Raw genomic sequence first — 16,694 nt, forward strand, 5'->3', positions numbered from 1 at the left:
CCGCCGCCGAGGCCGCCGCCACACCCGGCCCCGCCGCCGAGGCCGCCGCCACACCCGGCCCAGCCGCCGAGGCCGCCGCCACACCCGGCGCCGCCGTCGCCGCGAACGCGCCCGAGGCCGTCGCGCCGGGCAGCAGCGCGCGCCTGCCGCTGCACGTGCACGCGCGCGGCCTGGCGCTGGGCGTGATCGCCTGCGTCGCCCTGCTGTACGCGTTGCAATGGGCGCGCCTGTTCCTGGTGCCGCTGCTGCTGGGCATTCTGATTTCCTACACGCTCAATCCGGTGTTGTGCTGGCTGGAGGCGCGCCGCGTCGCCCGCTCGGTCGGCGCCACACTGTTGACGCTGGCCATCCTGGGCGGCGGCGTGCTGGTGGTCGAACGGGTGCACGGCGAGTTCCAGTCCATCGTCGAGGCGGTGCCGGAGGCCAGCCACAAGCTGGCGCGCTTGTTGTCCGAGCGGGTCGGGCAGGGCGCCACCACGATGCGCCAGTTGCAGGCCGCCGCCACCGAGTTGCAGCAGGCCACCGCCGGCGGCCAGGCGCGCCGCGCCGCGCGCCAGGCCGCACCGCCGGCGGCGTCGGCCGGCGAGCCGCTCAAGCTGGGCGACTGGATCTGGGCCGGCTCGATGGGCCTGGCCGGTTTTGTCGGCCAGGCGACGATGGTGATTTTCCTGGTCTACTTCCTGCTGCTGTCGGGCGACACCTTCAAACGCAAGCTGGTCAAGCTGACTGGGCCGTCGCTGACGCAGAAGAAGATCACCGTGCATATTTTGGAGGACATCAACCAGTCGGTGCAGCGCTATATGTTCATGCTGTTGGTCAGCAACGCCTTGCTGGCCTTGCTGATGTGGGGCGCGCTGCGCCTGCTCGGCCTGGAGAACGCCGGCGCCTGGGCCATCCTGGCCGGCCTGCTGCATGTGATGCCGTACTTCGGCCCGCTGCTGACCACCTGCGCGGTGACGCTGGCGGCGCTGTTGCAGTTCGAGTCGCTGCGCATGGCCTTGTTGGCGGCCGGCGCCTCGCTGGCGGTCGCCACCCTGGTCGGCACCGTGGTGACGACCTGGATGACGGGCCGGGCGGCGCGCATGAATCCGGCGGCGGTGTTCGTCAGCCTGCTGTTCTGGGGCTGGTTGTGGGGCGCCTGGGGGCTGTTGCTGGGCGTGCCGCTGACCGCCATCCTGAAGGTGGTGGCCGAGCGCGTGCAGGGCATGGAAGTGCTGGCCGAGCTGCTCGGCGAGTAGGCGCCGGCGCGGCTCAGGCCACCGTGGCGCTGCTGCGCAGCACCTTGCACAGGCCCTCGCGCAGTTCGCGCAGCTTGGGCGGCTTGCTCAGCACGCAGTCGACGTACATCGGGTTGTCGCCGTCGCTGACCAGGCGCTGGCCCCAGCCGGTCAGCAGGATCACCGGCGTGGCCGGGGCGCGCAGCTTGATCGCGCTGGCCACCTTGCGGCCGTCGATGTAGGGCATGCCGAGGTCGGTGATGACCACCGAATAGCTGCTGCCGGCGTCCATGGCGCGGTTGAAGTGGTCGATGCCGGCCTGGCCGCCGTCGGCCGCCACCACCTCGTGGCCGTCGATCTCGAGGATGTCGCGCAGCGACTTGAGCACCATCGGGTCGTCGTCGACCACCAGGATGCGCAGGTTGGCCGGGATCTGGTAGCTGGCCGGCGCCGCCGCCGCGCCGTCGCTGCCGCTCTGCGCCAGGAAGTTCAGGCGCAGCGTGGTGCCCTTGTGCAGCGCGGTGTCGATCTCGATGCTGGCGCCGTGGCGCTCGGTCATGCCGTAGACCATCGCCAGGCCGAGGCCGGTGCCGCGCTCGCCCTTGGTGGTGAAGAAGGGCTCCAGGCAGCGCCGCCGGGTCGCCTCGGCCATGCCGACGCCGCTGTCGCAGACTTCGATGGCGACGTGGGGCAGCGGCGCGCCGGCGCCGACGCCGGGCGGCGCCAGCCGGGTGCGCAGGGTCAGCGTGCCGCCGTCGGGCATGGCGTCGACGCCGTTGAAGATCAGGTTGGTGAGCGCCTCGCGGATCTCGCCCTCGATGCCCATGACGGCCGGCAGATCGGGCGCCAGTTCGAGCGCCAGGGTGATGACGATGCCGCGCTGCAGCGGCATGTCGCTCCAGCGCGCCCGGGTCAGGTCGACCACCTGGCGCACCAGCTGGTTGGCGTCGACCGGCAGCAGGGTCAGTTGCGGCTCGCGCTGGCGGTAGAACTCGCGCATGCGCGCCACGGTGGCGGCGACGTCGTCGATGGCGCGCTTGATGATGCCCAGGCAGTCGCGCGTGCGGCTGCCCAGGTTGGGTTCGGTTTCGAGCAGCGACTCGGTGTACAGCGCCACCGGCGAGATGGCGTTGTTGATGTCGTGGGCGATGCCGCTGGCCATCTGGCCGAGGGCGCGCAGGCGCTCCTGCTGCATCACCGACTGCTGGGTCTGGCGGATGTCGTCGTAGGCGCGCTGCAGCGCGCCGTAGAGCTGGGCCTGGTTGGCGGCCAGGCCGACGTGCTCGCTGAGCTGGCGCAGGAACTCGCACTCGCCGCTGGAAAAACTGTTGGCGGCGTGGCGCGCCGCCACCAGCACGCCGAACACCGTGCTCTCGGCCAGCAGCGGCGCCATCACCAGCGCGTGCAACTGGCCGCGCGCCAGGCGTTGCGGGAAGGGGAAGGGGGCCGCGCTGATGTCGGCCTCGTAGACCAGGTGGCCGCGGACGCACTGCGACAGGCCGTTCTCGTCGATCGCCACCTGGCTGTGCTCGGTCATCGAGAATTCCTGCGCCAGCGCCTCGCTGCGCAGGCCGACGCTGGTCACCTCCAGCAGGTTTTGCGCCTGGTCGTACAGGCAGATGCAACAGAAGTCGACCGGCAACTGGTCCTCCAGGCTGCGGATGACCACCTGGAAGATGCTGCGCAGGTCGAGCCGCTCGCCGACCGAGCGGGTGATCTGGTGCAGCAGGTTGAGGCGGCCGACCTGGGCGTGCACCTTCTGCTCGGCCTGCTGGCGCACCGCCACCTCGGTGTGCAGCGCGTCGTTGCTGCGCACCAGCTCGTCGCGCGAGACGGTGGTGTGGCGCAGCCGCGCCGTCATGCCGTCGAAGGCGCGCGCCAGGTCGCCGATTTCGTCGCGGCTGGCCAGGCCGACCACGTGGTCGAGGTTGCCGGCGCCGACCAGCAGGGTGCCCTCGCGCAGCCTGGTCAGCGGGCGGATCACGCTGCGCAGGGTGATCAGCGCGGTCAGGCCGACGAACAGCAGCACCACGGCGCCGGCGCCGAGCAGGGCGGCGTTGGCGCGCTGCTGGGCCTGCACCACGCCCTCGCGGCTGCGCTCGGACAGGCGCAGCGCGTCGGTGATCATGGCCTGGGTCTTGTTGGTGATCTGGCCGGCCAGGCGCGATTCGAGCTCCTCCAGCACCTCGGCCTTGCTCTGGTCGCGGCGCAGCTCGTCGTGGTTGCGCGTCAGCAGCTCGAACAGGTGGGCCACCCCCTGGTGGCTCTGGCGCAGCTTGCCGATGACGCGCTCGTCGTCGGTGCCGGCGAACTCGGTCGGCGCCGACAACAGGGCGCCCAGCGAGTCGCTGCGCAACTGCCACTGCGCCTGGGTGCGTTCCTCGTGGTGCAGCACGTATTCGAGCAGCAGGTAGCGCAGCGCGGTGACGCCGCTGAGCACCTCGCCGGCGTCCTCGTTGCGCGCCAGCTCGCGGCGCATCTGCAGCGTGCCCGAGGCCAGCACGGCCAGGATCAGCGCGACCACGACCGCCGACGACAGGCCGGCCAGGGTGAGGCGGGTGGAGATCTTCACGGTGCCCTTCTTAGTGGATGACGGTGACGGCGGCCGGCGCGACCGCGCGCAGGCCGTCCAGGTACAGGTAGTTCAGGTAGTTCGGCATGGCGCCGCGCGGCGTCAGCTCGTTCTTCATGGCCCAGCGCGCCTCGTCCTCGAGGGCCAGCAGCAGGCCCTGGTCGAGCGCCACGGCGAAGTGGTAGCCGGGCCAGCCGGCCTTCAACTGCTCGGCGTCGTTGCGCGCCACCGACACCAGCAGCGCCTGGGCCGCCGCCGGCTGCTCGGCGCAGAAGCGGGCGCCCTCGATCAGCGCGCGCAGCAGGCGCTGCATGCCGGCCGGGTGGGCGGCGATGTAGTCGCGCATGCCGGCCACCATGTACAGGCTCTCGTAGATGTCCTGGTTGTTGAAGGCGACGCCGTTGCTGCCCTGTTCGGCCAGCATGTTGCCGAGCATCGGCTCCCAGCCGGCCGCCGCGTCGATCTCGCCGCGGGCCAGCGCCGGGCCGAGCTCCTCGGGCTTGTAGTTGCGCATTTTGACCTCGTCGGGCGCCAGGCCCTGGCGGTTGATCAGGGCGTTGAGGGCGAAGTGGCCGGAGGTGTCGAGGGTGACGCCGATGCGCTTGCCCTTCAGGCTGGCCGGGTCGACCACGCCACGGTCGCGGCGGCCGACCACGCCGTGGTCGCGCTCGGTGCGGAAGATGGTGGCGATGACCGCCACCGGCACGTCGTTCAGGCCGGCGAACATGATCGGGATGTCGGCCACCGTGGCGACGTTGGCCTGGCCCTGCAGCACCGCCTCCATCGCCGCCTTGCCGCTGGAGCGCGACAGCACGGTGGCGACGAAGCCCTGCTGGCGGAAATAGCCCCTGGCCTGGGCCGCCAGCACCGGGCAGGTGCCGGCGTAGGCGGTGTTGGTGGCGATCGCCAGCGGCTCGAGCGGCAGCGCCGTCGGCGTCTGGCGGGCCAGCCAGGCGTAGCGCGCCGCCAGCGCGGCCAGCAGGACGATCAGCAGCAGGCCGGCGGCCAGCGCCGGGCTGACGCCGCCGCGTTGTGGTGTCGGCGCCATGCGGCCTCCCGGTGCGGCGCCGCCGCGGCGCCTATTCATTGCAGCTGGCGCCGACCCGCAGCGCGCTATCGATCGCCTCGCCGAAGGCGTGCAGGTCGAGCGGCTTGCTGATGTAGCGGAAGAAGCCGGCCACCAGGCCGGGCAGCACGTCGCCCGGCTGCGCGCTGGCGGTGATGGCGATGACCGGAATGTGGGCGGTGCGCGGGTCCTCCTGCAGCAGGCGGCGGGTGGTGGCGCCGTCCATGCCGGGCAGGTTCAGGCCCAGCATGATCAGTTGCGGCTGGTGGCGCCGCGCCAGCTCGAGGCCGCGCTGGCCGTCGCTGGCCGAGAGCAGTTCGAGTTCGTCGCGGCGGCGCAACAGCAGCTCGCGCACCACTTGCAGGTTGGCCGGGTTGTCCTCGACGTAGAGCAGCTTCTTGCGGCCGTTGTCGGAGACGCCGGCCGGCGTCGGCAGGATGGCGTAGGCGGGCTCGGCCGAGCGGGCCTCGGGCGGGGCGCAGCGGCCCAGCTCGATCCAGAAGGTGCTGCCGACGCCCTGCGTGCTGGCGCAGCCGATCGCCCCCTGCATCGCCTCGACCAGGCGCTTGCTCAGCACCAGGCCGATGCCGGTGCCCTCGGCGCCGCTGGTCTCCTGGCCGAGGCGGTTGAAGGGCTGGAACATGGCGGCCATCTGCCGGCTGTCGAGGCCGGCGCCGTTGTCGGCCACCGAGATGCGCACCCGGCCCTTTTCCGCCTGGGTGCAACTGACCTCGACGCTGCCGCGCTCGCGGTTGTACTTGATGGCGTTCGACAGCAGGTTGATCAGGATCTGCTTGAGGCGGGTGCGGTCGGCCAGCACGTGCTGGTTGCCGGCCGGCGGGAAGCGCAGCGCGATGGCGCCCTTGGCCGCCTGCGGTTCGAGCATCACCTGGCACTCCAGCAGCACCTCGGCCAGCGGCACCGCCTCGAGCGACAGGCTCATCATGCCGGCCTCGACCTTGGCCAGGTCGAGGATCTCGTTGATCAGGGTCAGCAGGTGGCGGCCCGACTGCAGGATGTGGTTGGAGAACACCTTCTTTTCCTGCGGCGAGGAGGGCAGCTTGTCCGAGGTGAGGATCTGGGCGAAGCCGATGATGGCGTTGAGCGGGGTGCGCAGCTCGTGGCTCATGTTGGACAGGAAGGTCGACTTCTCCTGGCTGGCCCGCTCGGCCTGGCGGCGCGCCTGTTCGAGGTCCTGGTTGACGGCGTGCAGCTCGGCGGCGTGTTCGCGCAGGCGCTGCTCGAGGCGGGCGTTGGCCATGCGCAGGGCGCGCGTGTCGAGCGCGCGGGCCAGGATCGGCAGGATGGTGGAGACCTTGAACGGCTTGATGATGTAGTCGAGGGCGCCGACCTTCATGGCGCGCACCGCCGAGGCGATGGTGCCCTCGCCGGTCATGATGATGCAGGCCAGGTCGGGGTCGCGCAGGCGCGCCGCCTGCACCAGGGCGATGCCGTCCATGCCGGGCATCATCAGGTCGGCCAGCAGCAGGTCGTAGCCGGCCGCTTGCAGCGAGGCCAGCGCGGCGTCGCCGGAGACGAAGCCGCAGGTGTCGTAATCGTGGTTGCGCAGGGTGTCGCACAAAGCTTGCATGTGCGCCGCCTCGTCGTCGACGATCAGGATGCGGGGGCGCACTCCTGTTGTTGTCATGCGTTCTCCTCGAAGACTGGCTTTCAGGCAGCGTGCATAGGGAATATTAATCCTATTCGGCAAGCATATGTACACACTTTGTCACCGCGCCGGCGAAGTCCTACCGCAAGGAAATTTTTTGGCTTGCCCATGCGGCAACGGGATTTGCCGGTGGTCTAGGTTTGCCCGGGCGGGGCCTGATTTTTGGCCGGCGCAAGGGGCCGCAGACTACCCATTTGCAAGGCGTATTGGCGGGCGAACTCGGCGCCGAGGAAGAAAATTTGCGCCGAATAGTAGACCCACATCAATAGCGCGGCCAGCGAGCCGGCCGCGCCGAAGCTGTTGCCGACGCCGCTGTTGCCGATGTAGGCGCCGATCGCGTGCTTGCCCAGGGTGAACAGCAACGCCGTGCCGAGGGCGCCGACCAGCACGTCGCGCCAGGACAGGCGCACGCGCGGCAGCAGCTTGAAGATGACGGCGAACAGGGCGGTGATGACGGCGAAGCCGAGCAGGGCGTTGAGCGCCGCCAGCAGCGCGGTGGCGTCGCGCCAGATGCCGTTCCAATAGTGTTCGAGCAGGGTCAGCAGGGCGCTGACCACCAGCGACACCATCAGCAGGAAGGCCAGCACCAGCACGATGCCGAAGGACAGCAGGCGGGTGCGCAGCAGGTCCCACAGGCCGCCGCGACGGGGCGGCGGCACCTGCCAGATCAGGTCCAGGCTGTCCTTGAGTTCGGCGAACACGCTGGTGGCGCCGAGCAGCAGCAGGGCGCCGGCCAGCAGCGTGGCCAGGCGGCCCTGTTGGTGGTCCTGGGCGCCGGCCAGCACCAGTTGGATCGCCTGGGCGCCCTGTTGGCCGAGCAGGCCGCGCAGTTGCAGGAACAACTCGCCGCGCGCCGCCTGGTCGCCGTAGAAGAAGCCGGCCACGCCGAGCACCAGCAAGAGCATGGGCGCCAGCGAGAACAGGGTGTAGAAGGCCAGCGCCGCGCCCTTGCTGCTGGCGTGGTGGGCCAGCCAGTCGCGCAGCGCGGCGCGCGCCACCCTGTCCAGCGTGGCGCGCGCCACCGTGGTCGTGGTCGTGGTCGTGGCCGGGGCCGGTGCCGGCGCCGGCGCGGCCGGTGCCGACGGTGCGGACTGTGTGGTGCTTAGTGGCATGACGGCTGCTCGGTGCACGCCACGGCCCGGAGTCGGGCCGTGGCCGGTGGCATTACTGGACGCGGCGTTCGATGGTGATCTGTTCGACCTCGACGCGACGGTTTGGTTCCAGGCAGGCGATCAGGTCGGTGCGCTTCTTGTTACCGCAGCTCACCACGGGATTCTGCTCGCCCTTGCCGACGGCGTTCAGGCGCGTTGCGGCGACACCCTTGCCGACCAGGTAGGCCTTGACGGCGTCGGCGCGCTGCTGCGACAGCTTCTGGTTGTACTTGTCCGAGCCGAGGCGGTCGGTGTAGCCGCTGATGGTCACCTGGTCGACGCCGCTGTTGGCGTTGAGCAGGCCGGCGATCTCGTCGAGCTTGTCCTGGCGCGGCGGCAGCGCGGCGCTATCGAAGCCGAACAGTTCGGTGGCCGACAGGGTCACCTTCTCGAAGCGGGCCGGTGGCGGCGGCGGTGGCGGCGCCGGCACGACCGGCGCTGCCGGCGGCGGCGCGTCCGGCGTCACCACGCGTGGCGCCGGCGGCGGCAGCGGCTTGTCGAAGGCGTAGTTCAGGCCCACCGTCAGGTAGTAGTTGTTGCTTTTGCTGTTGGGGAAGTCGTGGCCACGGATGAAGCCGTGCACATTGCGCAGGTCGGCCTGCAGCGACCATTGATCACTCAGCGAGGATTGGAAGCCGACGCCGGCGCTCAGGTAGGGCGAGGTGCGGCTGCGTTCGCCGATGCCGTTCAGGTTGGCCTTGTCGCGCTCGGCGCCCGCGCCCAGCAGGATGAAGGGGCGGAAGGTTTTGCGCGAGAACAGGTAGAGGGCGTCGACCCCCAGCGTGTTTTGCTGGTAGCGCTCGCCGTTTTCCCGCGAGCGGGCGTAGGTGGTGCCCATCTGCAGGTCCCAGGAGTCGGCCACCGGCTTGCCGAATTTCAGGCCCAGGCCGTAGCCGCGCTTGTCGACGCCGAAATCGGCGTCCGGTTTCAGCGCGTTCAGGCTGGGCTGGATGTACCAGGACGGGTTGATGTCGGCGTCGGCGGCGTGGGCGGCACCGGCGCAGAGGGCGGCGGCGAGGGCGAGGTGCTGGATCGGGGTGGCAAGTTTCACAAATAGGCTCCGGTTGGTGGTGACGATGGTGTGGTGGTGCGACAGGCGGCAAGCTGACGCTGGCCTCTGCATTGGAGCCGAGAATAGAGAAATTGCCACGGCGGGTCCGTGCGCTGGCGCACCCAGGTTTGCGGCGTATCAAATCCGCCACGAATGTTCGGTTTATTTCGTCGCCGCGCCGGCGCGGCGGGAACCCGGACGGCGTGGCGGGCATCCAAACTGCAGGGAGACGGCCGTGGTGCGGTCCGTTCCCGCTGGCAATATTCCCACCGGATTCATATGTTGATTGCGTCTTATGTTTGTTGGCGCACAGACCGGGACGGCGGGAACGGGCACTCTGGCGACAGAAATAGAGAACGTCGCTGGCGCCATCGCCCCGCCCCAGCCCGCTATCCCGGCAATTGTTATAAGGAGTATTCAAATGCATGCAATCAGACAAACTCGCCCGGCCGCCGCGGCCGACACGGCGCGGCAAGAGCCTCGCGACGGCGCCGCGCGCCAGCACGGCAAGCTGGCGCTGGTGGAGCGTCCGGCCCTGCAGCCATTGCAGCGCGCGCCGCTGTCGATGGCGCCGATCGAGCGGGTGCGCTCGACCTCGGCGACGCTGCGCCGCATCGAGAACATGCAGAAATTGATCGGCGAGTTGTCGATGCACGAGATGCTGGCCGACGAGATCGCCTGGTTCCTCAAGTTCTCGCCGTCCGGCGCGCGCAAGTACATCCGCGACCTGCGCGAAGCCGGCGTGATCGAGCTGGCCCGCTACATCGAGGGCACCGCCACCTATCTGGGCAAGGCGGTCTACCAGCTGACGCCGGACCCGGACCGGGTCCGCGCCTTCCTGGCCGCCATCGTCCAGCCGAAGCGCGAGGGCGCGCCGCCGCGCAAGGAGCGCCCCGGCCTGCGCGAGCAGCACATGGCCGGCAGCGGTCGCCACTTCCACATCCTGGCCGACGACACCCACTACGCCATCCGCGTCAACCGTGGCCCGGTGATGCGCGACCCGCTGGTGGCGGCGCTGTTCGGCTCGGCGCCGTCGCAGCAGAAGGAACAGTCTTAAGGGCGGTTTCAAAACGCCTCCTTGCGCCGCCGCGCAGCGACGGCGTCGGGACCGGCCGATTTGCCTCGGCGCGGGAAAAGTGGTTGAATTGTCGACAAGTCGCCCCACTTGCGGTGGACTGGCCGGGCGCATGTGCGCCGTCGGCCCCACTCTCGCCACCGGACGGACCCGCAGCATGATCGATGCAATCTCTTTTATTGCCCTGTCGGCGTTCGGCGTCCTGCTGCCCATCTTCTGGCCGCGTTGGCGTTTGCGCCGCGTGCTGGCCCGGCCGCTGCCGCCGGCCGCGCTGGACATCCTGCGCCGCAAGGTGCCGGTGGTGGGGCGTTTGGCGCCCGGGCTGCAAACCCAGTTGCACCGGCTGATCGTCCAATTCCTGCATCAAAAGAAGTTCATCGGTTGCGCCGGGCTGGAAGTGAGCGACGAGATGGCCGTGACCATCGCGGCCCAGGCCTGCCTGCTGCTGCTCAACCGGCCCAGCAAGGTGTATCCGGCCTTGCACACCATCCTGTTGTATCCCGGCGAGTTCGTCGCCAGGCGCGACCAGGTCGGCCCGGGCGGCGTGGTCACGCCGGGCCGCAGCAGCATGCTCGGCGAGTCCTGGGACGACGGCCGCGTGGTGTTGGCCTGGGACGCCGTGCAGCGCGGCACGGCCGACTGGAGCGACGGCCAGAACGTGGTGCTGCACGAGTTCGCCCACCAGCTCGACAGCGAGTCCGGCCGCGCCAACGGCGCGCCCTACCTGGGCAGCCCGGACAGCTACCGCAACTGGTCCGAGGTGTTGCAGCGCGACTATCAGCACCTGCGCTTCCACGCCATGCACCGCCAGCGCACCGTGATGGACCATTACGGCGCCACCAACCCGGCCGAGTTCTTCGCCGTCGCCACCGAGACCTTTTTCGAGAAGCCCTGGCAGATGGCCGAGCACCACGCCGAGCTGTTCGCCGAGTTTGCCAAGTACTACCGCGTCGATCCGCGCCAGTGGCAGGCGCAGCCGCCGCCGCCGCCGGCGGAGGAGTTGCCGGCGGCGCCACACGGCCATGCCGCCGGCTGGTGAATTGTGTGTTGAGCGGCGCCGAGTTGAGGCATAATCGAAATTCGCCGCGTTGCCTGCGCGCCTGTCCGCCGCATCCGTCGCGCCCTGGCTCCAGGCTGTAGTGAAGCGAAATTAAGCGAGAATAGCGCCATGCAATTCGAGGAGTTCGAGTTCTTTTCGTCGCCCACGCCGGCCGCCGCCAAGCTGCCGGCCGAGGCGGCCTCGCCGCTGGTGAGGCTGCAATATCTGGTCGACAACACCCCGGCCATCATCTACAGCACCGTGCCCAGCGGCGACTTCAAGATGACCTTCGTCAGCAACAACGCGCTGCACCTGCTCGGCTACCGGCCGGAGGAGATGGTGGCCGACCCCAACTTCTGGTTCGACCACATCCACCCGGACGACGCGCCGGCCATCTTCTCCAGCCTGGCGCTGGTGTTCACCGAGGGCCAGCGCGCCTACGAGTACCGCTTCCGCACCGCCGACGGCTCCTACCTGTGGATGCACGACAGCCTGCGCCTGGTGCGCGACGAGCAGGGCGCGCCGCTCGAGGTGATCGGCGCGCTGACCGACATCACCAGCCGCAAAAAGATGGAGGAGGCGCTGCAGGCCAAGGGCGAGGAGCAGCAACTGCTGATCGGCAAGCTCAGCGAGGCGCACGACCAGTTGCTGCAGTCGGAGAAGATGGCCTCGATCGGCCAGCTGGCGGCCGGCATCGCCCACGAGATCAACAATCCGGTGGGCTTCGTCAATTCCAACATGGGCTCGCTGCAAAACTATGTCGGCACCCTGTTCGGCGTGCTGGCCGAGTACGAGCAGGCCGCCGCCGCCCACCCGCAACTGGCGCCGCAACTGGCCGCCTTGCGCCAACGCGCCGACCTCGACTTCCTCAAGGAGGACGTGACCGACCTGGTGCGCGAGTCGATGGACGGGCTGAAACGGGTCAAGGTCATCGTCCAGGCGCTGAAGGATTTTTCCCACGTCGGCGAGACCGAGTGGCAGATCGCCGACCTGCACCAGGGCCTGGACAGCACCTTGAACATCGTCAGCAACGAGCTCAAGTACAAGGCCAGCATCGAGAAGCACTACGGCGTGCTGCCGCAGGTCAAGTGCCTGGCCTCGCAGCTGAACCAGGTGTTCATGAACCTGCTGGTCAACGCCGGCCACGCCATCAAGGAGCGCGGCACGATCAGCATCAGCACCGGCGCGGCCGACGGCTGGGTCTGGGTGGAGGTGGCCGACACCGGCGGCGGCATCGCGCCGGAGCACCTGAACCGCATCTTCGAACCCTTCTTCACCACCAAGCCGGTGGGCAGCGGCACCGGGCTGGGCCTGTCGCTGTCCTACGGCATCGTCAACAAGCACGGCGGCAAGATCGAGGTCGCCTCGGAGTTGGGCAAGGGCAGCCGCTTCACCGTCCGCCTGCCGCAGACGCCGCCCGGCTGAGCGCGCCGCCGGCCGCCGCCGCCGGCCAGCCGGCCATGCCGGCCATTCACAAAATGATCGAACCGTCCGGCGCGCGCCGCACGTGCAGGATGCCGGGTTCCTCCCGCTCCAGCCGGGCCGCCTCGCGCTCCTGCGGGCTGAGGCCGGCGGCCGCCTCGGCGGCCCGGCGTTGCCGCTCGGCCCGCTCGGCCAGCAGTTCGGCGCGGCGCGCCATGGCCAGCCGCAGCGCCTCTTCCAACTCGGCCGCCTGCCAGGGCTTGGGGATGAAGCGCAGCACGCCGGCCTCGTTGATCGCGCTCATCGCCGTGCTGAACTCGGTCGAGCCGCTCAGCATCAGGCGCACCGTGTCCGGCGCCACCTCCTTGAGCGCCTGCAGCAGGGCGCCGCCGGTCAGCCGCGGCATCATGAAGTCGGACAGCACGATGTCGAACTCGCAGACGCAGACCCGCTCCAGCGCGGCGAAGGGGTCGCCGCAGGTCTCGATCTGCAGCGCCGAATCGTCGAAGGCCAGGCGCAGGCTGCGCCGCAGCGCCGCCAGCACGGCCGGCTCGTCGTCGACCAGCAACAGGCGGATCATGCCGCCCCCCCGGCCTTGCGCACCCAGATGGCCAGCCGGCCCTCGCTCTTCGACTCGAAGTCTTGCACCTGCTGGATCATGCGGGCGTCGAGCACGTGCTCGACGGTGAGCAGCATCAGGCCGTCGCGGCTGATCAGGTCGCGCGCCAGCACCATGCCGGGCACCAGTTCGCCGGACAGCACCTCGACGCCGCCGCCGGCCTCGTCGGCGCTGCCGTCGACGATCTGGCGGAAGGCCGCCACCACGTTGGGGTCGTAGCGCTTGCCGCTGGCGTCGAGGACCAGCGACTTGGCCTCCTCCGGGCGCAGGTGGCGCTGCACCATGGCGCCCTGCTGCAGGTTGTAGTAGTCGGTGGCCAAGGCCAGCACGCGGGCGCCGATCGGGATGGCCAGGCCGGCCTGGCCGTCGGGGAAGCCGTTGCCGTCGAAGCGTTCGAGCTGGGCGCGCAGGATGGTGGCGCTGGCGCGCAGGTCCGGCAGCGGCATCAGCAGCTGCTCGGCGCGCACCGGGTGCTTGCGGTACAGGCCCAGCTTGTCGCCGGCCAGCATGGTCAGCGGCGTCGCCAGCATCTCGTCGGAGAAGCCGATCTTGCCGATGTCGTGCAGCAGGGCGGCGATGAAGATCTCCTGCACCTCGCGCGCGTCGAGGCCCAGCTTGACGGCGATCTGGCGCGCCAGGTCGGCCACTTGGCGGGTGTGGCCGGACAGGTTGGCGCTGCGCAGCTCGACCAGGTTGGAGAAGATCTTGATGGTGGTGATGAAATTGCTCTTGAGCTTGTCGTTGGCCGCCACCGCCGCCTCGTGCAGGGTGCGCAACTGGCGGGTGCGCGCCTCGACCTTGGCCTCCAGGCCGGCGTTGAGCGCCTTCAGCTCGGCGTTCTGGTGCGCCGTCAGCGCCTCCAGGCGCTGCTTGTCGAGCTCGAGCTGGCGCCGCTCCAGCGCGTGGCGCACCACCAGCAGGATGTCGTTGTCGTCCCACGGCTTGGTGATGTAGCGGTAGATCTCGCCGCAGTTGATGGCGTCGAGGATGGACTGGATGTCCGAGTAGCCGGTCAGCAGCAGGCGGATGGTGCCGGGCCAGTGGGCGCGCACCTCGGCGAGGAATTGGGCGCCGTCCATCTCCGGCATGCGCATGTCGGAGATCACCAGGTCGACCGGCTGCTGGCGCAGCAGTTCCAGGCCGGCGGCGCCGCCCTCGGCGGTCAGCACCCGGTAACCCTTGGCGCGGAACAGCCGGCGCAGCGAGGACAGGATGTTCGGCTCGTCGTCGACGCACAGCAGCGTCGGCATCGCCGGCGCCGCGTCGGGCGCGGCCGGGACGTCCGGCGGCGCGCCGGCGGCGGCCAGGGGCGGGGCGGTTTGGCTCATAGGCTGGCCTCCTTGGCGGCTTCGCTGTGGCGCACCGGCAGCAGCACGCGGAAGCGGGTGCCGCGGCCGAGTTCGGTGTCGACCTCGATGCGGCCGGCGTGCTTCTGCACGATGCCGTAGGCCAGCGACAGGCCCAGGCCGGTGCCCTTGCCGACCGCCTTGGTGGTGAAGAAGGGATCGAAGATGCGCGACAAGGCCTCCGGCGAGATGCCGCTGCCGTTGTCCTCCACCTCGATCCAGACCTGCTCGGCGTCGAGCACGCCGGTGCGCACGGCGATGCGGCCGCGCTCGGCGCCGATGGCGTGGGCGGCGTTGACCACCAGGTTCATCACCACCTGGTTGATCTGCAGCGGCAGACATTCGATGTCGGGGATGTCGCCGTATTCCTTGACCACCTCGGCCTTGTACTTGACCTCGTTGGCGACGATGTTGAGGGTCGAGTCGATGCCCTGGTGCAGATTGGCCCAGACCCATTCCTGGTTGGCGTCGACCCGCGAGAAGTCCTTCAGGTCCTGCACGATGTGGCGCACCCGCACGATGCCCTCCTTGGACTCGGTCATCAGGGCCGGGATGTCCTCGCGCAGGAAGCCCAGGTCGATGTCGTCGCGCATGGCGCGCAGGCGCGCCGCCATCTCCGGGTCGCCCACGCTGGCCTCGGCCTGCTGGTAGACGTCGAGCATGTCGAACAACTGGGCCAGATAGGTCTGCAGGGTGCCGAAGTTGGAGAAGATGTAGCCGATCGGGTTGTTGATCTCGTGCGCCACGCCGGCCGCCAGCTGGCCGATCGAGGCCAGTTTCTCCGACTGCAGCAGCTGCTGCTGGGCCATCGACAACTGGTCGTTGAGTTCGGTGAGCTCGATGTTGCGGCGGCGCAGTTCGGCGTCGGCCAGCTGGCGCGCCCGGATGTCGTCCTCGAGCCGCCCGTTGACCTCGGCCAGCTGGGCGGTGCGCTTCTCGACGATGTGTTCGAGGTTGTCGTGGGCGCGGCGCAGCGCGTTTTCGGCGACGCGCCGTTCGGTGACGTCGCGCAGCGTCTCGATGGCGCCGACCAGGCGGCCGCTGTGGTCGCGCAGCGGGGCGGCGGTGAACTGCAGCCAGTGGCCGCTCTTGCCGATGTTGGGGAAGAAGTCCTCGGCCTCGAAGGCGTCGGGGATCAGGGTCGAGTGGACGTATTTGCCTTCGTAGTAGCGCTCGAACTGGTCCTGCTCGCCGGAGATGATCAGGTCGGCCAGCAGCGGCCGCGCCTTCGGATAGAAGGCTTGCCAGTGGCCGCTGGTGCCGATCATCGCGCTCTTGCTCCAGCCGAGCAGCTGCTCGCAGGCGCGGTTCCAGTGGGTGATGACGTGGTCGGTGTCGATGGCGAAGGTGGCCACCGGATGGCCGTCGAAGAACTCGGACAGGGCGATGGCGCCGCCGCCGGGGGGCGTTTCCTCGTCGGACGGGGCCGGTTTGAACTGGGCGGTCATGGGGCGGCTTTCTCAGTTGACCAGGATCTGGCACATGTCGTGGAACAGTTGCTCGGCCTCGGCGAAGAGCGCCTGGGCGGCGGCGTCGTCGAGGGCCAGCGCGGCCCAGGCCGGCGCCGCCAGCGGCGCCACCTGGTCGTCCTCCTGGCCGGCCAGGTCGAGCGCGTGGGCCAGGATGTTGGCCAGGTAGATGGTCAGCGGCAGCGAGGGCGTGGCGTCGGCGCCGGCGTGGTGGCCGGCGACGGCCTCCTGTATCTTCTGCGGGAACTTCCAGCGCGCCGCCAGCGCGCTGCCGACCATGGCGTGGTCGAAGCCGAACACGGCCAGCTCGGCGGCGCCGGCCGAGCAGTCGTGCCGGCGGCGCCAGTCCTCGACCGCCTGGTAGTCGGCCGGGAAGCGGGTCGCCAGCACCAGCGTGCCGAGGTCGTGCAGCAGGCCGGCGGTGAAGGCGGTCTCGGCGTTCTGGCCGAGCCGGCGCGCCAGCAGGCGGGCGCAGACGGCGGTGCCGACCGAGTGGCGCCAGAAGCCGGGGAAGTCGAAGTGCATGCCCGGCCCGGGGGCGAAGCTGGCCGTCACCGAGCAGGCGGTGACCAGCGTGCGGATGCTGTGGAAGCCGAGCACCGAGATGGCCTGGCCGATGCTGGTGACCTTCGACGACATGCCGTAGAACGAGGAGTTGGCCAGGCGCAGCGTCTTGGCGGTGAGCGACTGGTCGAGGGTGATCTTGGCGGCCAGGGCGTGGGTGTCGATGTCCTCCTGTTCCATGCTCGACAGCAGCTCGGCCACCACCGCCGGCAGCGACGGCAGGTCCTGGATGCGCTTGACCACGGTGTCGAGGTCGAGTTGGGGTGTCAGTTCGCTCATGGGCGCTCCCGCAGGCGGTAGTCGGTGAGCAGGCGCAGCAGTTCGGCGCCGCCGCCGTTGTCGGCGTCGGCGTCCACGCCCCCGCCGGCGCCGGCGTGGTGGCGGAACAGGTGCCGCAGGCGTTCGAGCCGCTGCTGGCGTTCGCGCGCCAGCAC

General features: G+C 69.8%; 13 protein-coding genes. 4 read left to right on the forward strand and 9 right to left on the reverse strand.

Annotation, left to right across the window (positions count from 1 at the left end; all coding sequences use genetic code 11):
- Positions 1 to 143 precede the first annotated feature (143 nt).
- Complete coding sequence (locus H7U20_RS03520; protein ID WP_199518251.1) at positions 144 to 1,238, forward strand: AI-2E family transporter; 1,095 nt, start codon at positions 144 to 146, stop codon at positions 1,236 to 1,238.
- A 13-nt stretch (positions 1,239 to 1,251) separates the two neighbouring features.
- Here the strand turns inward: H7U20_RS03520 and H7U20_RS03525 are convergent, their stop codons facing one another.
- The 5 genes from H7U20_RS03525 to H7U20_RS03545 form a co-directional block, all read right to left on the reverse strand.
- Entirely contained in the window at positions 1,252 to 3,789 is a 2,538-nt protein-coding gene (locus tag H7U20_RS03525; RefSeq protein WP_199518227.1) for an ATP-binding protein, read from the reverse strand.
- Between the two features lie 10 nt (positions 3,790 to 3,799).
- On the reverse strand, positions 3,800 to 4,837 hold the full coding sequence (locus H7U20_RS03530) for an ABC transporter substrate-binding protein (RefSeq protein ID WP_199518228.1): 1,038 nt from the start codon (positions 4,835 to 4,837) through the stop codon (positions 3,800 to 3,802).
- 31 nt (positions 4,838 to 4,868) lie between these two features.
- Entirely contained in the window at positions 4,869 to 6,503 is a 1,635-nt protein-coding gene (locus H7U20_RS03535; RefSeq protein ID WP_199518229.1) for a response regulator, read from the reverse strand.
- Between the two features lie 155 nt (positions 6,504 to 6,658).
- On the reverse strand, positions 6,659 to 7,636 hold the full coding sequence (locus tag H7U20_RS03540; protein WP_199518230.1) for a YihY/virulence factor BrkB family protein: 978 nt from the start codon (positions 7,634 to 7,636) through the stop codon (positions 6,659 to 6,661).
- Positions 7,637 to 7,688: 52 nt separating this feature from the next.
- Positions 7,689 to 8,726 carry an OmpA family protein gene (locus H7U20_RS03545; protein WP_370593068.1) on the reverse strand — a complete coding sequence of 346 codons (1,038 nt, stop codon included), beginning with the start codon at positions 8,724 to 8,726 and terminating at the stop codon, positions 7,689 to 7,691.
- Between the two features lie 421 nt (positions 8,727 to 9,147).
- On the opposite strand from H7U20_RS03545, the gene H7U20_RS03550 reads away from it, so the two are divergent.
- The 3 genes from H7U20_RS03550 to H7U20_RS03560 all read left to right on the forward strand — a co-directional run bounded on the left by H7U20_RS03550 (position 9,148) and on the right by H7U20_RS03560 (position 12,265).
- Complete coding sequence (locus H7U20_RS03550; protein WP_370593069.1) at positions 9,148 to 9,783, forward strand: winged helix-turn-helix domain-containing protein; 636 nt, start codon at positions 9,148 to 9,150, stop codon at positions 9,781 to 9,783.
- Between the two features lie 175 nt (positions 9,784 to 9,958).
- The gene (locus H7U20_RS03555) at positions 9,959 to 10,840 is read left to right on the forward strand and encodes a M90 family metallopeptidase (protein ID WP_233410474.1); all 882 of its coding nucleotides are present in this window, start codon (positions 9,959 to 9,961) and stop codon (positions 10,838 to 10,840) included.
- Positions 10,841 to 10,969: 129 nt separating this feature from the next.
- Entirely contained in the window at positions 10,970 to 12,265 is a 1,296-nt protein-coding gene (locus tag H7U20_RS03560; protein ID WP_199518232.1) for an ATP-binding protein, read from the forward strand.
- Between the two features lie 46 nt (positions 12,266 to 12,311).
- On the opposite strand, the gene H7U20_RS03565 is transcribed toward H7U20_RS03560, so the two are convergent.
- Genes H7U20_RS03565 through H7U20_RS03580 form a run of 4 tightly spaced genes read right to left on the reverse strand, consistent with a single transcriptional unit; the run spans position 12,312 to position 16,539 of the window.
- Complete coding sequence (locus tag H7U20_RS03565) at positions 12,312 to 12,842, reverse strand: response regulator (protein WP_199518233.1); 531 nt, start codon at positions 12,840 to 12,842, stop codon at positions 12,312 to 12,314.
- Positions 12,839 to 14,209: an HD domain-containing phosphohydrolase gene (locus tag H7U20_RS03570; protein ID WP_233410475.1), complete on the reverse strand. Its 1,371-nt coding sequence runs from the start codon at positions 14,207 to 14,209 to the stop codon at positions 12,839 to 12,841. The genes H7U20_RS03565 and H7U20_RS03570 overlap by 4 nt, the downstream gene beginning before the upstream one ends.
- A complete protein-coding gene (locus H7U20_RS03575) occupies positions 14,206 to 15,675 on the reverse strand; it encodes an ATP-binding protein (protein WP_199518234.1) in 1,470 nt (489 codons plus the stop codon). Before H7U20_RS03575 ends, H7U20_RS03570 begins: the two co-directional genes overlap by 4 nt.
- A gap of 12 nt (positions 15,676 to 15,687) precedes the next feature.
- The gene (locus tag H7U20_RS03580; protein ID WP_199518235.1) at positions 15,688 to 16,539 is read right to left on the reverse strand and encodes an HDOD domain-containing protein; all 852 of its coding nucleotides are present in this window, start codon (positions 16,537 to 16,539) and stop codon (positions 15,688 to 15,690) included.
- Positions 16,540 to 16,694: the final 155 nt, after the last annotated feature.

It is taken from the genome of Rugamonas violacea (assembly GCF_016461825.1).
Taxonomy (GTDB): Bacteria; Pseudomonadota; Gammaproteobacteria; order Burkholderiales; family Burkholderiaceae_D; genus Rugamonas.